This is a genomic window from Dermatophilaceae bacterium Soc4.6, assembly GCA_039889245.1.
In the GTDB taxonomy this organism is placed as follows: domain Bacteria; phylum Actinomycetota; class Actinomycetes; order Actinomycetales; family Dermatophilaceae; genus Lapillicoccus.
On sequence record JAZGVH010000002.1, the window covers coordinates 4,713,759 to 4,733,374 of the forward strand.

Below are 19,616 nucleotides of genomic sequence, written 5' to 3' on the forward strand. Positions count from 1 at the left end.
CAGACCTCAGTTCTGGGGGAAGCCGAGGTTGATGCCGGCGTGGCTGGGGTCGAGCCAGCGACTCGTGATCGCCTTGACCTGCGTGTAGAAGCGCACGCCCTCGGCGCCGTGGGCCTTGGTGTCGCCGAAGAGCGAGTCCCTCCAGCCACCGAAGGAGAAGGTGGCGACGGGCACAGGGATCGGCACGTTGATGCCGATCATGCCGACCTGCACCTCGTTCTGGAAGCGGCGGGCCGCCCCACCGTCGTTGGTGAAGATGGCCGTGCCGTTGCCGAAGGCGCCCGAGTTGACCAGGTCGACCCCCTCCTCGTAGCTCGCGACCCGCACCACCGACAGCACCGGACCGAAGATCTCCTCGGTGTAGGCGCGCGAGGTCGTCGGCACGTGGTCCAGCAGGGTCGGGCCGAGCCAGAACCCGGCGGCGTCGCCGTCGACCTCGATGCCGCGGCCGTCGACGACGACGGTGGCGCCGTCCGCGTCGGCGACGTCGATGTAGGAGGCGACCTTGTCGCGGTGGGCCTGCGTGACGAGCGGGCCCATGTCGCAGGCGCGCCGACCGTCGCCGACCGTGAGCCCGGCCATGCGCTCGGTGATCTTGGCGACGAGGTCGTCACCGACCGGGTCGACGGCCACGACGACCGAGATGGCCATGCAGCGCTCGCCCGCCGAGCCGAAGCCGGCGTTGATGGCCGAGTCGGCGGCCAGGTCGAGGTCGGCGTCGGGCAGCACGAGCATGTGGTTCTTCGCGCCGCCGAGGGCCTGGACGCGCTTGCCGTGGGCGGTGCCGGTCTCGTAGACGTAGCGGGCGATCGGCGTGGAGCCGACGAAGGAGATGGCCCGCACGTCCGGGCTGGTGAGCAGGCCGTCGACGGCCTGCTTGTCGCCGTGCAGCACGGTGAAGACGCCGTCGGGCAGACCGGCTTCCTTCCACAGGGCGCCGAGCCAGTTGGCTGCGCTCGGGTCCTTCTCGGACGGCTTGAGCACGACGCTGTTGCCAGCCGCGATCGCGACGGGGAAGAACCACATCGGCACCATGGCGGGGAAGTTGAACGGCGAGATCACGCCGACGACGCCGAGCGGCTGGCGGGTGGAGTAGACGTCGATGCCGGTGGAGACCTGCTCGGAGTACTCGCCCTTGAGGTGGTGGGCGAGGCCGGTGGCGAACTCGACGACCTCCTGGCCACGCGAGATCTCGCCCAGGGCGTCGGAGAGCACCTTGCCGTGCTCGCTGGTGATGATCTCGGCGAGCTCTGACTTGCGGGCGTCGAGCAGCTCGCGGAAGCGGAAGACGATGGTCTGGCGCTTGGCCAGCGAGGTGTCGCGCCAGCCGGGGAAGGCGGCTGCGGCCGAGGCGATGGCGGCAGCGATCTCGGCGTCGTCGGCCAGCGGGACCCGCTTGGTGGCCACCCCGAGCGCCGGGTCGTAGACCGGTGCCGTGCGACTCGAGGTCGAGATCAGCTCGCGCCCGTCGACCCAGTGGGGGAGCAGCGGCAGCTGGCCGTCTGCACCGGTGGTGGCGGTGCCAGCGGTGCTGGTGGCGGTGGTGGCGGTGGGAATCGTGTCGGTCATCGTCGTCCTCGGGGGTCGGGTGCGGTGGTATCAGGGGAGTGGACCAGGGCCGCCGCGGTGTCGACGGCGGAGGCGACGTCACCGTCGCCGGGGTAGAGCAGCGTGCGACCGACCACGAGGCCGCGGACCCCGGGCAGGGCCAGCGCGTCCTCCCAGCCGGCGAAGGTCTCGTCGGCCTGCTCGGCCGGGTCGCCGCCGAGCAGCAGGGTCGGCAGCGTGGTGCTCGCCATCACCCGCTCCATGTCGTCGACCACGGGCAGCTTCAGCCAGGTCCAGGCCGAGGTGGAGCCCAGGCCGGAGGCCACGGCGACAGAGGCGATCACGGCATCAGGGGTCAGGTCGTTGACGATGCGCCCATCCTGCCACCGGCTCATGAACGGCTCGAGCAGGATGGGCACCCGCGCGGCGGCGGCCGCGCCGACGGCCCGCGCGTTGGCCTCGAGAGTGGCGACGGTGCCCGGGTCCTCGAGGTTGACCCGCACCAGGGTCTTCGCCACGTCGAGGCCGTCTCGCACGACGCCGTCGACGTCGTAGGCGGTGAAGCGGTCGTCCATCTCGAAGGTCGCACCCCGCAGGCCGCCACGGTTCATCGACCCGACCACGACCATGTCGTCGAGCAGCCCCAGCAAGGCCAGGTCGTCGATGATGTCAGGGGTGCCGAGCACGCCGTCGACCCCCGGCCGGGACAGGGCCACGGCAAGACGGTCGAGCAGCTGGTATCGGTCGGCCATCGCCATCGGGTCGGCCCCGACACCGAGGGCGTGTCGCGCCGGGTGGTCGGCGGCCACGAGCATGAGGCGACGGTCGCCCTGCAGCAGGGGCCGGCGACGGCGCGCGGACAGAGCGGCGGCCACGGCATCCGGGTCGCCGGCCCTGGTCTCGCGCAGGTGCTCGAGCTGCTCGGCGGTCAGCGCGCGCAGCTCAGCGGACGTCAAGGGGTGCTCCCGACGACACGGGTCCGCCGACCAGGACGGCCTCGACCTCGGCGGTGGTGGGCATCGCCGTGGAGCACTCGCGGCGCGAGGCGACGATCGCACCGGCGACGTTGGCGAAGCGCAGGATCCGCTCCAGCCCCCAGCCCTCGAGCAGCCCATGGCACAGGGCGCCCCCGAAGCCGTCGCCGGCCCCGAGGCCGTTGACGACCTGCACGGGGTAGGGAGCCACCTCGACCGTCTCGTCGCGGGTGCGGGCGAGCACCCCCTTGGGCCCCTGCTTGACGATGGCCAGCTCGACACCGCGCTCGAGCAGCGCGTCGGCGGCGCGCAGCGGCTCGGTCTCGCCGACGGCCACCTCGCACTCCTCGCGGTTGCCGACGGCCACGGTCACGTGCTCCAGGGCCAGCCCGACCTGCGCGGACGCGTCGGCCGGTGACGACCAGAACATCGGGCGGTAGTCGAGGTCGAGCACCGTCAGGGGTGCTCCATCCCGCACGGCCCAGGCGGTGTGGTGGGCGCTGCGGCTGGGCTCCACACTCAGCCCCGTGACCGTCGCCCAGAAGATGCGTGCGGTGCGCACGGCCTCGGGGTCGACGTCGTCGCCGGTGAGGCACAGGTCGGGGGCCTGGGGGCGGCGGTAGAAGTAGAGGGGGAAGTCGTCGGGCGGGAAGATCTCGCAGAAGGTCAGCGGCGTGAGGTGCTCGCCCACGACGCGCACGAAGCGGTCGCTCACGCCGAGCCGCACGAGCTCGCGCCGCACGTAGCGGCCGAACGGGTCGTCACCGGTCCCGCTGACCAGGGCGGTGCGTCGGCCGTACTGCGCCGCCGCGACGGCGACGTTGGCCGCGCTCCCCCCGAGGTACTTCTGGAACGTCGACACGTCCTCGAGACCGACCCCGTCCTGGAGCGGGTAGAGGTCCACCCCCACCCGGCCCATGGTCAGCACGTCGTACGGCCCGGGCGGCTCATGAGGCTCGATCGTCTGGCTGGGGGCGGTCATCAGTCCTCCTGGACGGACTAGTTTGTCTTAACAATGTGGTCTAGGCTGCCTCACGACCACCCACCGCGTCAATGTCGCCGCCACCGGCGCCTCTCGACCAGCCAGGAGCACCCCATGACCATCGCCGTAGCCGGAGCCCCGGTGAGCTTCGGCGTCTTCGAGCTCACCCCGGACGACGACGCGCTCGTCCTCCCCACCGCCGACGAGCTCGCGACGGTCCTCGAGCGCACCGGCTACGCCGGGGTGGACCTCGGGCCGGTCGGCTTCCTCGGACGGGGAGCCGAGCTGCGGCAACGGCTTGCGCGGCACGGGCTCGAGCTCGCCGGCGGCTGGGTCGACCTGCCCTTCTCGGACGACGACGCCTTCGCGGCAGCGCTGCCGACGCTCGACACCGCCCTCGACGCCTTCTCCGAGGCTGTCGACGGGCATCCGGTGCGGGCTCCACTGCCGACGCTCGCCGACTCCGGTGACGCCGTGCGCAAGGCCAACCCCGGTGGGGGAGCGGGCCACTCGCTCGACGAGTCCGGCTGGGACCGCTTCGTCCGCAACCTCGCGACCGCTGCCGCCCGGGTGCGCGCCCGCGGCCTCGAGCCGACGTTCCACCACCACGCCTGCACCTTCGTCGAGACTCCCGACGAGGTCGACACCTTCCTGGCCCGCACCGACGTCGACCTCACCTTCGACACCGGGCACCTGCTCATCGGTGGGGGTGACGTGCTCGAGTCGTGGCAGCGCTGGCGCCACCGGATCAACCACCTGCACCTCAAGGACGTGCGCACCGGTGTCCTGCGCGAGATCGTCGGCGGCGGCGGCGGCATGGTCGAGGTCTGGTCGGGCGGCACCTTCGTGCCCCTGGGTGACGGTGACCTCGCCGTCACCGCGCTGATGGACGACGTGATCGCCACCGGCTGGGACGGGTGGCTGGTCGTCGAGCAGGATGTCTACCCCGTCGCCGGAGCCGACCCGCAGGCGCCGGCCCGTGACGCCGAGACCAACCGTCGCGTGCTGCGGCAGTGGCTGTGAGCGACCTGCGGGTGGGCGTCATCGGAGCCGGCATCATGGGCTCCGACCACGTGCACCGCCTCTCGACCCTCACCGCGGGCGCCACCGTGGCCGCGGTCATCGAGCCCGACCAGGGACGCGCGGCCCAGGTGGCCTCGATCGCGCCCGGAGCGTCGGCTCGGGCCACGCTCGAGGACGCCATCGCCCACGACGACCTCGACGCGGTCATCGTCGCGTCGCCCGGTCCCTTCCACGAGGCCGCCGTGCTGACGGCGCTCGAGGCGCGTCTGGAGATCCTGTGCGAGAAGCCGCTCACGCCGACGTCCGAGGGGAGTAGGCGGGTGGTCGAGGCCGAGATCGCCGGGCATCGGCCCCGCATCCAGGTCGGATTCATGCGCCGCTTCGACCCGGAGTACGTCGCCCTGCGGCAGCTCGTGCAGTCGGGTGAGGTGGGCGACCTGCTGCTTCTGCACTGCGCCCACCGCAACCCCTCGACCCCACCCGGCTACACCGAGTCGATGCTCATCACCGACTCCGTCGTCCACGAGCTCGACATCGTGCCGTGGCTGGCCGGCTCACCGGTCGCGTCGGTGGAGGTGCTGCGCACCCGCCGCAACAGTCGGGCGCCGCAGGGCGTGTCCGAGCCGCAGCTGGTGCTGCTCGAGCTGGAGAACGGCGTCATCGCCGAGGTGGAGATCAGCGTCAACCTGGGCTTCGGCTACCAGGTCACGACCGAGGCGGTCTTCGAGCAGGGCGTCGCGCAGATCGGGCGTACCGCCGGGCTGACGCTGTGGTCGCAGGGCGCAGCCCGGGTCGCCGAGCACCCCGGCTACGTCGGCCGCTTCGCCCAGGCCTACGACCTCGAGGTGCAGGCCTGGGTCGACGCGGCCCGCGCGGGACGCATCGGCGGGCCGTCGGCGTGGGACGGCTACCTCGCGGCGCTGGCCAGCGAGGCGGGCGTGGAGGCGCAGAGCAGCGGCCGACGGGTCTCCGTACGGTCGGAGACCACGCCGGCGTTCTACCTCTAGGAGGCGGGGGAGGGGCGTGCGGTCAGCTCTTCGGGCTGACCGTGACGCCCTTCCAGAAGGCGACGTGGTCGCGGATCGACTCGGCCTTCTCCTTGGGCGCCGGGTAGAACCACGCCGCGTCGGCGTTGGTCGTCCCGTCGAGCTCGAGCGAGAAGTACGACGCGGTGCCCTTCCACGGGCAGACGCTCGTGGTCGCGCTCTCGCGCAGCACCTCGTCGCGCACGGACGAGCGCGGGAAGTAGTGGTTGTTCTCGACGACGACGGTGTCGTCGGACTCTGCGATGACGGTGCCGTTCCAGACGGCTTGCATGGTGGTCATGGCTCTTCAACCACCCGGGGGCGGCGTCTATGCCCCCGATCGAGCGGGCCAGCTGTGCGAGGTCCTCGCCCCCCCGCTTCACGCAGCCCTGCGCCAGGCCGCCGACACGACTCGCGCGGCAGGTTGCCTCCCCCAGACGGTCGCCGATCCACCCGGCTGTACACAGATCGATGAATACAGTCGTGCGTGTACTGTCGGAGAGTGGAGATCGCTACGCACAGCCAGGTGCTGACCCGGTTCGGGCATGCCCTGTCGGATCCGACCCGGTCGCAGGTGCTGCTGGCGTTGCGGACGGCCCCGGCCTACCCGGCGGACCTGGCCGAGGCGATCGGGGTGTCGCGGCAGTCGCTGTCCAACCACCTGGCGTGCCTGCGGGGGTGCGGGCTGGTCGTCGCGGTCCCGGAAGGCCGGCGGATGCGGTACGAGCTGGCCGACAGCCGCCTGACCCACGCTCTGACCGACCTGCTGGACGTGGTCCTGGCGGTGGACGCCGACGCCTGTACCGCGTCGGTGGCTGGAAAGGACTGCTGCCGATGAGACTGATCGAGCTGGACCCCTCTCCGGTGCGGCGGGCGGTCTTGACCCGACGGGTCCGGATGCTCGTCGCCGCGACCATCAGCTACAACGTGATCGAGGCGGTGATCGCCCTGTCCGCCGGCGCGGCCGCCTCCTCCAGCGCGCTGGTCGGGTTCGGCCTGGACTCCGTGATCGAGGTGTCCTCGGCCGCCGCCGTCACTTGGCAGTTCTCTGCCCGTGACCACGCGGTGCGCGAGGCCCGCGAGCACACTGCGCTGCGGGTGATCGCGGTGTCGTTCTTCGCCCTTGCCGTCTTCGTCACCGTCGATGCCCTCCGCGCCCTGACCGGCACGGCCGAAGCCCGTCACTCCACCGCGGGGATCGTGCTGGCGGCGGTGTCACTGGCCGTGATGCCGTTCCTGTCGTACGCCCAGCGGCGTACCGGTCGCCAGCTCGGCTCGGCCTCGGCCGTCGCCGACTCCAAGCAGACCCTGCTGTGCACCTACCTGTCGGCGGTCCTGCTGGTAGGTCTGCTGGTCAACACCATCTTCGGCTGGTCCTGGGCCGACCCGATCGCGGCCCTGGTGATCGCCGCCGTCGCCGTTCGCGAGGGAACCAACGCCTGGCAGGGCAAAGACTGCTGCCCACCGACGACCGCTCTGGCCTTCGGCTCAGACCCCGCGGACGCAGACGGGTGTGGCTGCGCCCCGGGCTGCTCCTGCTGCTCTTGAGCGGATCCGCGCGCCACCTACGTCGCTCCAGGCCCAGGGGTTGCGCGGAGTGGTCCGACGCCCGACTCGTGCCACCGGGTACGACGGCCAACGAGCTGGTTGAGGTCGTGAGGGTCTGCACGCCTCGATCTTCGGGGGCGACGTGCAGGCCTTCACCCACCGCGACGCGCACAACGACGCTGACGGTCTAGATCCGCTCGGTCTGCACGCCGAGGCTGAGCAGTCCGTCGCGTTGGGCCGTGAGGTCGTGCTGATCGGAGGAGCATCGGGCATACCCGACAAGCAGCGCGCTCATGGCGCACCTCCGATGCAGCGTGCGCGGGCAGGCGTGGACGATCCATGGGCGATCGAGGACCACGCCCCGCTCGCGGTCGTCGTTCCGGTCGACCACCTCCTGCATGTCGTGCGTGACGGTGAGCAGCCGGCGCGGGTCGAGGTGGGTGACGTCGCGCTGCTGCAGGGGCCGGCTCCCTACGTCCTCACCGACGAGCTGGGGACGGCGGTCACCGTCGTCATCCGCGAGGGCCAGCGGTGTGCCGCCCCCGACGGGAGCCCGCTCGACGGGCTGTCGGCCCTCGGGACGCGCTCGTGGGGTGCGCCCAAGGGCTCGCATACCTTCGTCACCGGGGTCTAGGAGTCCCCGGCGCAGGTGGGCGACCGCCTGCGGCGCGCCCTCCCGCGCACCGCGGTCGTGCCCTCCGGCGTATGGAGCCTCGGCCTCACCACGCTGCTCACGGGCGAGGTCGCGCGCGAGGGCCCTGGGCTCGGCGGCCACCAGGTCGTCCTCGACCGGCTGCTCGACCTGCTCACGGTGTCGACCGTGCGCGAGTGGTTCGCCGCCGACGGGACACGGGCCCCGGGCTGGTGGCGGGCGCAGACCGACCCCGCCGTCGGTCCCGCCCTCTCGCTGATCCACGAGCAGCCCGAGCACCACTGGACCCTCGAGGCCCTCGCCAGCGCGGTCGGCTGGTCGCGCTCGGGCCTGGCCCGCCGGTTCACCCAGGTCGTGGGTGAGCCTCCCATGACCTACCTCACCCACTGGCGGCTCAACCTCGCGGCCGACCTGCTCGCCGACCGGTCGCTGACGGTGGAGACCGTGGCCCGCCGGGTGGGCTACGGCAGTGGCTTCGCCCTGAGTGCCGCGTTGCTGCGGGAGCGGGGGGTGCGCCCCCGCGACCTGCGCACCGTTGTGGGGGCCGCCGTCCCGGCGCACCCCCTGCTCGCGGGAGGATGAGGCCCTGATGACTGACGCCACCACCGCCCCGCCGACGCCGGCGCTCGGCGAGCTCGCCATGAGCCTGCGACCCGCCGGCGGCGGCCCCGCCGACCCCGACGCGGTCTACGACGCCTTCGTCGACTGGACGACCGGGCAGGGCCTGACGCTCTACCCCGCGCAGGACGAGGCCGTCATCGAGGTCGTCTCGGGGGCCAACGTCATCCTCGCGACCCCCACCGGGTCGGGCAAGAGCCTCGTCGCCGTCGCCGCCCACCTCGCGGCCCTCGCCGACGGCCGACGCACCTACTACACCGCCCCCATCAAGGCCTTGGTCTCCGAGAAGTTCTTCGCCCTCTGCGACGTCTTCGGCGCCGACCGCGTCGGCATGCTCACCGGTGACGCGTCGGTCAACCCGTCCGCCCCGATCATCTGCTGCACGGCCGAGATCCTCGCCAACGTCGCCCTGCGCGAGGGCCGGCACGCCGACGTCGGCCAGGTCGTGATGGACGAGTTCCACTTCTACTCCGAGCCCGAGCGCGGCTGGGCCTGGCAGGTGCCGCTGCTCGAGCTGCCGCAGACGCAGTTCGTCCTCATGTCGGCGACCCTCGGCGAGACCGAGCGCTTCGAGGAGGACCTGGTGCGCCGCACCGGGCGCCCCACCGCCGTCGTCACCTCCATCGAGCGGCCGGTGCCGCTGTCCTACCACTGGGCCATGACCCCCCTGCACGAGACGATCGAGGAGCTGCTCGAGACCCGGCAGGCCCCGATCTACATCGTGCACTTCACGCAGGCCTCGGCCCTCGAGCGGGCCCAGGCCCTGATGTCGGTCACCGTCGCCACCCGCGAGGAGCGCGACGAGATCGCCGAGCAGATCGGCGGCTTCCGCTTCGCCGCCGGCTTCGGCCGCACCCTGTCGCGGCTCGTGCGACACGGCATCGGCGTCCACCACGCGGGCATGCTGCCGAAGTACCGCCGCCTCGTCGAGCAGCTGGCGCAGCGCGGCCTGCTCAAGGTCATCTGCGGCACCGACACCCTCGGCGTCGGCATCAACGTGCCCATCCGCACCGTGCTGCTCACCGGCCTGACCAAGTACGACGGGTCGCGCTCGCGGGTGCTGCGTGCGCGCGAGTTCCACCAGATCGCCGGTCGCGCCGGTCGCGCCGGCTACGACACCGCCGGCACGGTCGTCGTGCAGGCCCCCGAGCACGTCATCGAGAACCACAAGGCGCTGGCCAAGGCCGGCGACGACCCCAAGAAGCGTCGCAAGGTGCAGCGCAAGCAGGCCCCGGACGGCTTCGTCGGCTGGACCGAGGAGACCTTCGACCGGCTCGTCGCCGCCGAGCCCGAGCCCCTCGTCTCCCGGATGCGGGTCACCCACTCGATGATCCTCGGGGTGCTCGCCCGTGACGAGGACCCGCTCGCCGCCATGCGCAAGCTGCTGCGTGACAACCACGAGGACCCGCGGCGCCAGGTGCGGCTCGTGCGTCAGGCCGTGCAGATCTACCGCTCCCTGCTCGCGGCCGGTGTCGTGGAGCAGCTCGACACCCCCGACGCGCGGGGCCGCATCGTGCGCCTCGTCGAGGACCTCCAGCTCGGGTTCGCGCTCAACCAGCCGCTGTCGGCCTTCGCGCTCGGCGCGCTCGACGTCCTCGACCCGGAGGAGGCTACCCACGCCCTCGACGTGGTGTCGGTGATCGAGGCGACCCTCGACGACCCCCGCCCGATCCTCATGGCGCAGCAGTTCGCCGCCCGCGGCGAGGCCGTGGCGCAGATGAAGTCGGAGGGCATCGAGTACGACGAGCGGATGGAGCTCCTCGACGAGGTCACCTGGCCAAAACCGTTGGAGGAGCTGCTCTCGGCGCTCTTCACGACCTACCGCACCAGCCACCCCTGGGTGCCCGAGACGGCGCTCACGCCGAAGTCGGTGGTGCGCGACATGTACGAGCGCGCGATGGGCTTCGGCGACTTCGTGCGGGTCTACGGCCTGACCCGGTCGGAGGGGGTCGTGCTGCGCTACCTCTCCGACGCCTACCGCGCCCTGCGCCAGACCGTGCCCGACCACGTCAAGACCGACGAGGTCGACGACCTCATCGCCTGGCTGGGCGCCGTGGTGCACCAGACCGATTCGAGCCTCGTCGACGAGTGGGAGGCGATGACCGCACCCGACGACGGCGTACGACGTCCCGGCGATGCGCCGGCCCCGCCTCCGCGTCGCCTGAGCACCGACACCCGGGCCTTCCGGGTGCTGCTGCGCAACGCCATGTTCCAGCGGGTGCAGCTGCTCGCCCGCCGCGACTGGGCCGGCCTCGCGACCCTCGACGCCGCGGCCGACGCCGAGGGCGTCACCCAGCGGCGGGGGGGCTGGTCGCCCGACGACTGGGCCGACGCCGCCCGCGACTACTTCGAGGAGCACGACGACGTCGGCCTCGACGGCGACGCCCGCGGCCCGGCGCTGCTGCGGGTGCACACCGACGTGGCCGAGCTCGTCGAGCCGCAGATCGACGTGCCTGAAGACGGACACCGACGCTGGGCGCTCGAGCAGGTCGTCGCCGACCCAGAGGGCTACCGCGACTGGCGCGTGGTCGCGCTCGTCGACCTCGACGACTCCGACGAGGCGGGAGAGCCGGTTCTGCACAGCACCCGACTGCACCGACTCTGAGCCCCCGGGCCCCGGGCCAGTCGTGCAGCCGGGCCAAGAGGCCCCTCGTCGTGATCTGATATGACGATGACCTCCGCCGTCGGACTCCTGCTCGCTGCGGGTGCCGGGCGCCGGATGGGGACCCCCAAGGCGCTGGTGCACGACCCCGACGGGACGTCGTGGCTGCACCGCTCGCTCGGCGCGCTGCGGGCCGGAGGGTGCACCCGCCTGGTCGTGGTCCTCGGGGCGGCACACGACCGGGCGCAGTCGCTGCTCGACGACGACCCGTCAGCGGGCGACGTCGCGGTCGTCGTGGCGGCCGACTGGGAGGAGGGCATGGGTGCCTCGCTGCGAGCCGGCCTGCACCACCTCGGCTCCCACTCCTTCTCGGCCGGTGGCGGCCCCGAGATCGCCGTCGTCTCGCTCGTCGACCTGCCCGACATGGGCCCCGACGTCGTCGCCCGCCTGCTCGATTCCGTGGCCCCGGTCGGCTCCACCCCGGTCGGCTCCACCCCGGCCGGATCCGCAGGCGCGGCGAGAGCCACCCTCGCGCGCGCCGCCTACGCGGGGGTGGCCGGTCACCCGGTGATCCTGGGCGCCGACCACTGGGCGCCGGTCGCGGCGGGGGCCGAGGGCGACCGTGGCGCCCGTGACTACCTGCGGCAACACCCTCCGAGGCTCGTGGAGTGCGGCGACCTCGCCACCGGCGACGACCGCGACACACCGCAGGTCGTGCCCCCCCGCAGCAAGGAGATCTCTCGTGGGTGATGATCGCTCCATGCCGTCACCGCAGTCAGCAACCGAGCTCGCCGATGCGCTCGGTCGCACCGGCTACCTCGCCGACGAGGCCCTCGCCACCATCGGCTTCCTCGCGCTCGGCCTGCAACGGCCGCTCCTGCTCGAGGGGGAGCCCGGCACCGGCAAGACGGCGATGGCCGAGGCCCTGGCCCAGGCGCTCGACATCCCGCTCATCCGGCTGCAGTGCTACGAGGGCATCGACGCGAGCCAGGCGCTCTACGACTGGGACTTCCCGCGGCAGATCCTGCACCTGCGCGCCCTCGAGACGACGGCTCGGCTCGGTGGCGACGAGACCGGTGCCGTGGGCGGGGACGACGTCGAGAAGGGGCTCTTCGACGAGCGCTTCCTGCTGGCCCGCCCGGTCCTGCAGGCGCTGCGCGAGAGCCCGGTGGTGCTGCTGGTCGACGAGGTCGACCGGGCCGACGACGAGTTCGAGGCGTTCCTGCTCGAGGTGCTCTCCACCTACCAGGTGAGCATCCCCGAGCTCGGCACGGTCAAGGCCGTCACCCCGCCGATCGTCATCCTCACCTCCAACCGCACCCGCGAGCTGCACGACGCGCTCAAGCGCCGCTGTCTCTACCACTGGATCGACCACCCCGGGCTGGCCCGGGAGCTCGAGATCGTCCGCTCCCGCGCGCCCGAGGTGGGGGAGCGGCTCGCCGAGCAGGTCGTCGGCGTCGTGCAGCGGCTGCGTGACGGCGGCGACCTGGTCAAGCCCCCTGGTGTCGCCGAGACCCTCGACTGGGCCCGGGCCCTGCAGATGCTCGGCACGAGCGAGCTCGACGTCGAGAGCGCGGCCGCCACGCTGGGGGTCGCCGTGAAGTACCGCGAGGACGCCGACCGTGTGCGCGCCAGCCTCGACCGGATCATCGGCGGCTGAGATGACCACCACGACCGGGGACACCGCCGTCCTCACCACCGCTCCGGACGCCCTGCTGCTGGGCTTCGCGCGGGCCCTGCGGGCCGCCGGGCTGGCCGTGACGCCCGACCGGGAAGCCGGGTACCTCGCGGCCGTGGCGACCGTCGGGCTGGGTGACGAGCGCGCCACCTACTGGGCCGGTCGGGCCACCCTCACGGGCGGACCGGACGACATCCTGCGCTACGACCAGGTCTTCTCGGCCTGGTTCACCGCGCGCCAGGAGAAGCCGCGCACGCCGGCCCCCGCCCAGACCCCGCCGGTGGTGCAGGCCGACCTGCTCGACGACGAGGGCGAGGGTGACGACGGCGGTGAGGACCGCACCGAGCAGATCCACGCCACCGCCAGCTCGACCGAGGTGCTGCGCCAGCGGGACGTCGGCGCGATGACCGTCGACGAGAAGGCGCTGCTCGCCTCGATGTTCGCGTCGCTGCACCGGCCGCGACCGGTGCGCCGCGCGACGAGGGCCACCCCCTCGCGCCGCGGCACCCTCGACCCCCGGCGCACGCTGCGCCGCCAGCTGCGCCACCTCGGTGAGCCCGCCGACCTCGCCTGGCGCCGTCGCGGCACCCGCTCCCGCCGGGTCGTCCTGCTCGTCGACGTCTCCGGCTCGATGAGCACCTATGCCGACTCCCTCCTGCGCGTGGCCCACCACTGGGTGGGTGGCGGCACGCCGGTCGAGGTCTTCACCATGGGCACGCGGCTGACCCACGTCACGCGGGCCCTGCGCCAGCGCGACCCCGAGCGCGCGCTGCGCTCCGCCGGCGAGACCGTGCCCGACTGGTCCGGTGGCACCCGTCTGGGCGAGGCCCTCAAGGCCTTCCTCGACCGGTGGGGCCAGCGGGGCATGGCGCGTGGCGCGGTCGTCGTCGTGTGCAGCGACGGCTGGGAGCGCGGTGGCGTCGAGCTGCTCGCCGCGCAGATGGCCCGGCTGCGGTCGCTCGCCCACCGTGTCGTGTGGGTCAACCCCCACCGGGGCAAGGACGGCTACCTGCCCGTGCAGCAGGGGATCGTCGCGTCCCTGCCGCACTGCCACGCCTTCGTGGCCGGGCACACGCTGCACACCTTCGACGAGCTGGCCGAGGTGGTGACCCGTGGCTGACGACCTGCCCGAGCTGCTCCAGTGGTGGCGCGAGGGACTCACGGCCGCCCGGGCGACGGTCGTCGCGACCTGGCGCTCGGCGCCACGCCAGCCCGGTGCCCAGATGCTCGTCGGCCCGGGTGGCGAGGCCGTCGGCTCGGTCTCCGGCGGCTGCGTCGAGGGTGCGGTGTACGAGCTCGCCGAGCAGGTGGTGGCGTCGGGGAGCCCTGTCCTGCAGCGATACGGCGTCAGTGACGAGGACGCCTACGCCGTCGGTCTGACCTGTGGAGGCATCCTCGACGTCTTCGTCGAGAAGGTGACGCCGAGCAGCCACCCCGAGCTCGGGGAGGTCGCGGCCGACATCGAGGCCGGTCGGCCCGTCGCCGTGGCGACGGTCGTCGCCCACCCCGACCCCGCGTGGGTCGGCCGCAAGCTCGTCGTGCGGCCCGAGGTCGCTCCCACGACGTCGCTGGGCAGCGAGCGCGCCGATGCGGCGGTCCTCGACGACGCGCTCGGTCTGCTGGCCTCGGGCCACAGCGAGACGCTGACCTACGGGCCGGACGGTGAGCGTCGCGGAGAGGGCCTGCGGGTCTTCGTCTCCGTGCACGCGCCCGCCCCCCGCATGCTGGTCTTCGGCGCGATCGACTTCGCGGCGGGGTGCGCGCGCATGGGTCGATTCCTGGGATATCAGGTGACGGTGTGCGACGCCCGGCCCGTCTTCGCCACCGCGAGCCGCTTCCCCGAGGCCCACGAGGTGGTCGTCGAGTGGCCGCACCGCTACCTGCAGGCCGAGGTCGACGCCGGCCGCATCGACGAGCGCACCGTCCTCTGCGTGCTGACCCACGACCCGAAGTTCGACGTGCCGCTGCTCGAGGTCGCCCTGCGTCTGCCGGCGGTCGCCTACATCGGGGCGATGGGGTCGCGACGCACCCACGACGACCGCCTGGCCCGGCTGCGCGACCGGGGTCTCAGCGACGAGGAGCTCGGCCGCTTCTCCAGCCCGATCGGGCTCGACCTCGGGGCCCGCACGCCCGAGGAGACGGCCGTCAGCATCGCCGCCGAGATCATCGCCCTGCGGTGGGGTGGTCGTGGTGAACGGCTCACCCACGTGGAGGGCCCGATCCACCACCCCACAACGGGGTGGGTCAACACCCTCGAACCCTCTCCCTTCGGAGAGTAGCCCTTGCCTCACACGGCATGAGGTAGCACGATCTGACCAGCATCACCAGACCCATGGAGGAGAGTCAAGGATGACCCGAATCACTGTCCGCGTGGACGGCGAGAGCTTTACCGACGAGGTCGAGCCGCGCACGCTGCTCGTGCACTACCTGAGAGAGCAGCTCGGCAAGACGGGCACCGTCGTCGGCTGCGACACGAGCAACTGCGGCGCCTGCACCGTCCACCTCGACGGTCGCAGCGTGAAGTCGTGCAACGTGCTCGCCGTCCAGGTCGACGGTCACGAGGTGACCACGATCGAGGGTCTGGCGCAGGACGGCGAGCTGCACCCGATGCAGAAGGCCTTCCACGAGTGCCATGCCCTGCAGTGCGGCTACTGCACGCCCGGCATGATCATGCAGTCGATCGACCTGCTCAACGAGAACCCCTCGCCCACCGAGGCCGAGATCCGGGTCGGCATCGAGGGCAACCTCTGCCGTTGCACGGGCTACCACAACATCGTCAAGGCCGTGCAGCAGGCCTCGGCCGAAGGGAGCGTGGCGCGATGACCGTCGTCGACGACCGGCCCACCGTGGCCAAGGAGGTCGGGCAGGCGCGGACGCGCAAGGAGGACCAGCGCCTGATCACCGGCCGCACCAAGTGGACCGACAACATCACGCTCAACGGCATGCTCCACCTGGCCATGGTGCGCAGCCCGTATGCGCACGCCAACATCACCAGGATCGACACGACCGAGGCCAAGGCGGCCGAGAACGTCCTGCAGGTCTACACCGCGGCCGACCTCGGCGACAGCCAGGGCGTGCTCATCAACGCCTGGGCCATCACGCCCGACCAGAAGACGCCCGTCCACCTGCCGATGGTCGGCGACCGGGTGACCTTCGCCGGAGAGATCGTCGCCGTGGTCGTCGCGCGCACCGCCGCCGCCGCCCGAGACGCCATCCAGCTGGTCGACGTCGACTACGAGGAGCTGCCGGCGGCGCTGGACCTGCGCGAGAACGCCCAGGACAAGGTGCTCGCCCACCCCGCCCTCGGCACCAACACCTCCGCCATCTGGAAGTTCGACTCCGAGGAGGCCGGCACCGGCGGCAACGTCGACGCGGCCATCGCGACGGCCCGCGCCGAGGGTGTGGTCATCGAGCGGGAGTACCGCCAGCAGCGCCTCATCCCCGCCTTCATGGAGCCGCGCTCCTGCGTGGTGGACCCCACGGGCGAGCAGATCACCATGTGGTCGGCCACCCAGGTGCCGCACATCGTGCGCTTCGCCCTCGCGGCGACCACCGGGGTGCCGGAGTCCAAGATCCGGGTCATCGCGCCCGACGTGGGTGGTGGCTTCGGCGGGAAGCTGCAGGTCACCCCCGAGGAGTGGCTGGTCTGGTGCATCGCGCGCCGCCTCGGCAAGCCGGTGAAGTACACCGAGACCCGCTCCGAGTCGTTGATGGCCGCCCACCACGGGCGCGACCAGTGGCAGAAGCTCACGATGGCGGCGACCAAGGACGGCACGCTCACCGGGCTCAAGGTCGAGCTCCTCGCCGACCTCGGGTCCTACGTCGCGGTCGTCGGCGGTGGGGTGCCGGTGCTCGGCGCCTTCATGTTCAACGCCATCTACAAGTTCCCGGCCTACCAGTTCACCTGCCAGACGGTGTTCTCCAACAAGGCCTGGACCGACGCCTACCGTGGCGCCGGCCGGCCCGAGGCGACCTTCGCCATCGAGCGGCTGATGGACGAGCTGGCCAACGAGCTCGGGGTCGACCCCTTCGTGGTCCGCGAGAAGAACTGGATCAAGCACGACGAGTTCCCGTTCACCACGGTCGCCGGGCTGGAGTACGACTCCGGCAACTACGAGGCGGCCACCGCCAAGGCCAAGGAGATGTTCGACTACGACGGGCTGCGGGCCGAGCAGAAGGCTCGCCGCGAGTCGGGCGACCCCATCCAGCTCGGCATCGGCGTCTCGACCTTCACCGAGATGTGTGGTCTGGCCCCGTCGCGGGTGCTGGGCTCGCTCAACTACGGTGCGGGTGGCTGGGAGAGCGCGAGCGTGCGCATGCTCGCCACCGGCAAGGTCGAGGTCGTCACCGGAGCCAGCGCCCACGGCCAGGGCCACGAGACGGCCTTCAGCCAGATCGTCGCCGACCGGCTGGGCGTCCCCTTCGAGGACGTCGAGGTGCTGCACGGCGACACCCAGATCGCCCCGAAGGGGCTCGACACCTACGGCTCGCGCTCGCTGGTCGTCGGTGGCGAGGCGCTCGTGAAGGCGACCGACAAGGTCATCGAGAAGGCGAAGCCCGTCGCGGCCCACCTGCTCGAGGCGTCGGTCGACGACATCGAGTTCTCCGCCGGACGGTTCAGCGTCAAGGGCACCGAGCAGGGCCTGTCGATCCAGGAGATCTCGGGCGCCGTCTTCGTGGCCCACAACCTGCCCGACGGTATGGAGCCGACGCTCGACTCCGACGCGACCTACGACCCGGTGAACTTCAACTACCCGCACGGCACCCACCTGTGCGCGGTCGAGGTCGACACCGAGACCGGCGAGGTCAAGATGCGCAAGTACGTCTGCGTCGACGACATCGGCACGGTCATCAACCCGCTCATCGTCGCGGGGCAGATCCACGGCGGGCTCACCCAGGGCATCGCCCAGGCGCTCTTCGAGGAGGCTGTCTACGACGACTCCGGCACCCTGGTGTCCGGGTCGTTCGTCGACTACCTCGTGCCGACCGCGGCCGACATGATCAGCTTCGACATCGACCACACGTCGACGCCGTCGCTGACCAACACGCTCGGCACCAAGGGCGTCGGCGAGGCGGGCACGATCGCCTCGACGCCCGCCGTCGTCAACGCCGTGGTCGACGCCGTGCGCCAGTTCGGCGTGGACGACATCACCATGCCGTGCACTCCCGAGCGCGTGTGGAAGGCCATCCAGAGCGGCGGCAAGAACCAGTCCGATCCCACCGAGGGTGCGGCGATGCCGCACTTCGACGCGTCCGAAGGCGGTGCCGAGTGATCCCCTCCAAGTTCGACTACGTGGCTCCGGAGTCCGTCGAGGACGCCCTCGCCGCACTGGCCGAGGCGGGTGACGACGCCAAGGTGCTGGCCGGCGGCCAGAGCCTCCTGCCCGTGCTGCGGCTGCGGCTCAACACCCCGGAGAAGGTCGTGGACCTGGGCCGGATCGCGGCCCTGCGGGAGATCAGCGAGGACGGCGACCACGTGGTCATCGGCTCGATGGCCACCCACTCCGACGTGGTCGCGAGCGACCTGGTCAAGGAGCACGCGCTCCTGCTGCACAAGACGGTCGCGGAGGTCGCCGACCCCCAGATCCGCCACCGTGGCACCGTCGGGGGTGCCCTCGTGCACGCCGACCCCGCGGGTGACGTGGGGGCGGCCGCCCTCGCGCTCGACGCCGAGTTCGTCATCGCCGGCCCCGGCGGGGCGACCCGCACGGTGGCGGCGGCCGACTTCTTCGTCGACCTCTTCGAGACGGCGGTGCAGGAGGGTGAGCTGCTCGTGCAGGTCCGCATCCCGAAGCACACCGGCTGGGGGGCGCACTACGAGAAGTTCGTGCGCGTGGCCCACCAGTGGGCGATCGTCGCCGTGGCGGCGACGGTCAAGATCGAGGGAGGCACGATCAGCGAAGCCCGGATCGGCCTGACCAACATGGGGTCGACCCCGCTGCGGGCCGCCTCCGTGGAGGCCGCGCTGGTCGGTCAGCCGGCGACGCAGGACGCGGTCAAGGCCGCGGTCGCGACGGCAGCCGACGGCACCAACCCGCCGTCGGACCTCAACGGCGACAGCGCCTACCGCAAGCACCTGGCGCCCGTGCTCACCCGTCGTGCGGTGCTCGCCGCGGCCGGGGGCTGACGTCCCGGTGGACCTGCACCACGACTTCACGGTCCCAGCCGACGTCGCCACGACGTGGGCGACCTTCATGGACCTCGAGAACGTCGCCGGCTGCTTCCCCGGGGCTGCGGTCACCGGGGTCGACGGTGACTCGTTCACCGGCACCGTCAAGGTCAAGCTGGGTCCGATCGCACTCGTCTACGCCGGGAAGGGCATCTTCGTCGAGCGTGACGACGCCACCCACCGGGCCGTCATCGAGGCGACGGGGAAGGACAAGCGCGGCAACGGCACGGCCGGGGCGACGGTGACCATCGTCGTCGCCCCGGACGGCACCGGGTCGGCGGTCGACGTCACGACCGACCTCAACGTCACGGGCAAGCCGGCGCAGTTCGGTCGCGGTGTCATGCAGGACGTCTCCGACAAGCTCCTCGGCCAGTTCGTCGCGTGTCTCGAGCGACGGTTCTCCGAGGACGAGGCCCCCGAGGTCGCACCCGAGGCTGCAGCCGCGCCAGCGGTGGCCGTCACGTCCGGGGGTGCAGCGACACCGCCTGATGACGCAGCACCGGCGACGGTGGCCGCACCAGCGCCCGCCGCGGCTGTGCCGCGTCCCGCTCCCCGACCGGCGCCGCGCGCGGCACCGGCCCAGGAGTCGGAGGCACTCGACCTCGGGTCGGCGGTGATCCCGATCCTGCTGCGCACGTACGCGCCGCACGTCGGGGTCCTGGCTCTCGGTGTCCTGCTCGGCTGGATCCTCGGCCGCCGCCGCTGATCACCGGCCGCTCCCGCTGCGGCGACAGCGGCTGCACCACGACGGGCCCGCACCAGATCCTGGTGCGGGCCCGCCTGCGTCACGGGCGCCC

The 19,616-nt window shown here is 72.2% G+C and carries 18 protein-coding genes and 2 pseudogenes; 15 read left to right on the forward strand and 5 right to left on the reverse strand.

What is annotated here, in order from left to right:
- Positions 1-6: 6 nt before the first annotated feature.
- The 3 genes from V3N99_21895 to iolC are packed head-to-tail and all read right to left on the reverse strand — an operon-like array spanning position 7 to position 3,504.
- A complete protein-coding gene (locus V3N99_21895; protein MEO3939372.1) occupies positions 7-1,569 on the reverse strand; it encodes a CoA-acylating methylmalonate-semialdehyde dehydrogenase in 1,563 nt (520 codons plus the stop codon).
- A complete protein-coding gene (locus tag V3N99_21900) occupies positions 1,566-2,504 on the reverse strand; it encodes a deoxyribose-phosphate aldolase (protein ID MEO3939373.1) in 939 nt (312 codons plus the stop codon). Before V3N99_21900 ends, V3N99_21895 begins: the two co-directional genes overlap by 4 nt.
- Positions 2,491-3,504 carry a 5-dehydro-2-deoxygluconokinase gene (gene iolC, locus V3N99_21905; GenBank protein ID MEO3939374.1) on the reverse strand — a complete coding sequence of 338 codons (1,014 nt, stop codon included), beginning with the start codon at positions 3,502-3,504 and terminating at the stop codon, positions 2,491-2,493. Before iolC ends, V3N99_21900 begins: the two co-directional genes overlap by 14 nt.
- 114 nt (positions 3,505-3,618) lie before the next feature.
- Here iolC and V3N99_21910 point away from each other — a divergent pair, with 114 nt between their 5' ends.
- Together V3N99_21910 and V3N99_21915 are read left to right on the forward strand one after the other, a co-directional pair.
- Positions 3,619-4,527 (forward strand): TIM barrel protein, encoded by a 909-nt coding sequence (locus tag V3N99_21910; protein MEO3939375.1) that lies wholly within the window; start codon positions 3,619-3,621, stop codon positions 4,525-4,527.
- The gene (locus V3N99_21915) at positions 4,518-5,534 is read left to right on the forward strand and encodes a Gfo/Idh/MocA family oxidoreductase (protein ID MEO3939376.1); all 1,017 of its coding nucleotides are present in this window, start codon (positions 4,518-4,520) and stop codon (positions 5,532-5,534) included. Before V3N99_21910 ends, V3N99_21915 begins: the two co-directional genes overlap by 10 nt.
- Positions 5,535-5,556: 22 nt before the next feature.
- On the opposite strand, the gene V3N99_21920 is transcribed toward V3N99_21915, so the two are convergent.
- Positions 5,557-5,853: a DUF427 domain-containing protein gene (locus tag V3N99_21920; GenBank protein ID MEO3939377.1), complete on the reverse strand. Its 297-nt coding sequence runs from the start codon at positions 5,851-5,853 to the stop codon at positions 5,557-5,559.
- A 201-nt stretch (positions 5,854-6,054) separates the two neighbouring features.
- Here V3N99_21920 and V3N99_21925 point away from each other — a divergent pair, with 201 nt between their 5' ends.
- Complete coding sequence (locus V3N99_21925) at positions 6,055-6,390, forward strand: metalloregulator ArsR/SmtB family transcription factor (protein MEO3939378.1); 336 nt, start codon at positions 6,055-6,057, stop codon at positions 6,388-6,390.
- Complete coding sequence (locus V3N99_21930; protein ID MEO3939379.1) at positions 6,387-7,100, forward strand: cation transporter; 714 nt, start codon at positions 6,387-6,389, stop codon at positions 7,098-7,100. Before V3N99_21925 ends, V3N99_21930 begins: the two co-directional genes overlap by 4 nt.
- 190 nt (positions 7,101-7,290) lie before the next feature.
- On the opposite strand, the pseudogene V3N99_21935 reads toward V3N99_21930, so the two are convergent.
- A pseudogene (locus V3N99_21935) lies at positions 7,291-7,395 on the reverse strand (recombinase family protein).
- Between the two features lie 12 nt (positions 7,396-7,407).
- Between V3N99_21935 and V3N99_21940 the strand changes: the two are divergent.
- The 11 genes and pseudogenes from V3N99_21940 (at position 7,408) to V3N99_21990 (ending at position 19,525) form a co-directional block, all read left to right on the forward strand.
- Positions 7,408-7,926: pseudogene (locus tag V3N99_21940) on the forward strand (cupin domain-containing protein).
- Positions 7,921-8,334, forward strand: coding sequence for an AraC family transcriptional regulator (locus tag V3N99_21945; protein MEO3939380.1), 414 nt, complete (start codon positions 7,921-7,923; stop codon positions 8,332-8,334). Before V3N99_21940 ends, V3N99_21945 begins: the two are co-directional and overlap by 6 nt.
- Before the next feature lie 58 nt (positions 8,335-8,392).
- Complete coding sequence (locus tag V3N99_21950) at positions 8,393-10,975, forward strand: DUF3516 domain-containing protein (GenBank protein MEO3939381.1); 2,583 nt, start codon at positions 8,393-8,395, stop codon at positions 10,973-10,975.
- Between the two features lie 66 nt (positions 10,976-11,041).
- Positions 11,042-11,722 (forward strand): nucleotidyltransferase family protein, encoded by a 681-nt coding sequence (locus tag V3N99_21955; protein ID MEO3939382.1) that lies wholly within the window; start codon positions 11,042-11,044, stop codon positions 11,720-11,722.
- Between the two features lie 10 nt (positions 11,723-11,732).
- A complete protein-coding gene (locus V3N99_21960) occupies positions 11,733-12,632 on the forward strand; it encodes a MoxR family ATPase (protein MEO3939383.1) in 900 nt (299 codons plus the stop codon).
- A gap of 1 nt (position 12,633) precedes the next feature.
- Positions 12,634-13,770 carry a VWA domain-containing protein gene (locus V3N99_21965; GenBank protein MEO3939384.1) on the forward strand — a complete coding sequence of 379 codons (1,137 nt, stop codon included), beginning with the start codon at positions 12,634-12,636 and terminating at the stop codon, positions 13,768-13,770.
- Entirely contained in the window at positions 13,763-14,929 is a 1,167-nt protein-coding gene (locus V3N99_21970) for an XdhC/CoxI family protein (protein MEO3939385.1), read from the forward strand. Before V3N99_21965 ends, V3N99_21970 begins: the two co-directional genes overlap by 8 nt.
- A 70-nt stretch (positions 14,930-14,999) precedes the next feature.
- Positions 15,000-15,473, forward strand: coding sequence for a (2Fe-2S)-binding protein (locus tag V3N99_21975; protein MEO3939386.1), 474 nt, complete (start codon positions 15,000-15,002; stop codon positions 15,471-15,473).
- Complete coding sequence (locus V3N99_21980; GenBank protein MEO3939387.1) at positions 15,470-17,923, forward strand: xanthine dehydrogenase family protein molybdopterin-binding subunit; 2,454 nt, start codon at positions 15,470-15,472, stop codon at positions 17,921-17,923. Before V3N99_21975 ends, V3N99_21980 begins: the two co-directional genes overlap by 4 nt.
- A complete protein-coding gene (locus V3N99_21985; protein ID MEO3939388.1) occupies positions 17,920-18,777 on the forward strand; it encodes a xanthine dehydrogenase family protein subunit M in 858 nt (285 codons plus the stop codon). The genes V3N99_21980 and V3N99_21985 overlap by 4 nt, the downstream gene beginning before the upstream one ends.
- Before the next feature lie 7 nt (positions 18,778-18,784).
- Positions 18,785-19,525, forward strand: coding sequence for an SRPBCC family protein (locus tag V3N99_21990; GenBank protein ID MEO3939389.1), 741 nt, complete (start codon positions 18,785-18,787; stop codon positions 19,523-19,525).
- Positions 19,526-19,616: the final 91 nt, after the last annotated feature.

Bases quoted from the DNA above. Each gene is read 5' to 3' on its own strand.
- V3N99_21920 (MEO3939377.1), bottom strand. From the start codon at position 5,853: ATGACCACCATGCAAGCCGTCTGGAACGGCACCGTCATCGCAGAGTCC.
- V3N99_21960 (MEO3939383.1), top strand. From the start codon at position 11,733: ATGCCGTCACCGCAGTCAGCAACCGAGCTCGCCGATGCGCTCGGTCGC.
- V3N99_21965 (MEO3939384.1), top strand. From the start codon at position 12,634: ATGACCACCACGACCGGGGACACCGCCGTCCTCACCACCGCTCCGGAC.
- V3N99_21955 (MEO3939382.1), top strand. From the start codon at position 11,042: ATGACCTCCGCCGTCGGACTCCTGCTCGCTGCGGGTGCCGGGCGCCGG.
- V3N99_21975 (MEO3939386.1), top strand. From the start codon at position 15,000: ATGACCCGAATCACTGTCCGCGTGGACGGCGAGAGCTTTACCGACGAG.
- V3N99_21980 (MEO3939387.1), top strand. From the start codon at position 15,470: ATGACCGTCGTCGACGACCGGCCCACCGTGGCCAAGGAGGTCGGGCAG.
- iolC (MEO3939374.1), bottom strand. From the start codon at position 3,504: ATGACCGCCCCCAGCCAGACGATCGAGCCTCATGAGCCGCCCGGGCCG.
- V3N99_21930 (MEO3939379.1), top strand. From the start codon at position 6,387: ATGAGACTGATCGAGCTGGACCCCTCTCCGGTGCGGCGGGCGGTCTTG.
- V3N99_21895 (MEO3939372.1), bottom strand. From the start codon at position 1,569: ATGACCGACACGATTCCCACCGCCACCACCGCCACCAGCACCGCTGGC.
- V3N99_21910 (MEO3939375.1), top strand. From the start codon at position 3,619: ATGACCATCGCCGTAGCCGGAGCCCCGGTGAGCTTCGGCGTCTTCGAG.
- V3N99_21950 (MEO3939381.1), top strand. From the start codon at position 8,393: ATGAGCCTGCGACCCGCCGGCGGCGGCCCCGCCGACCCCGACGCGGTC.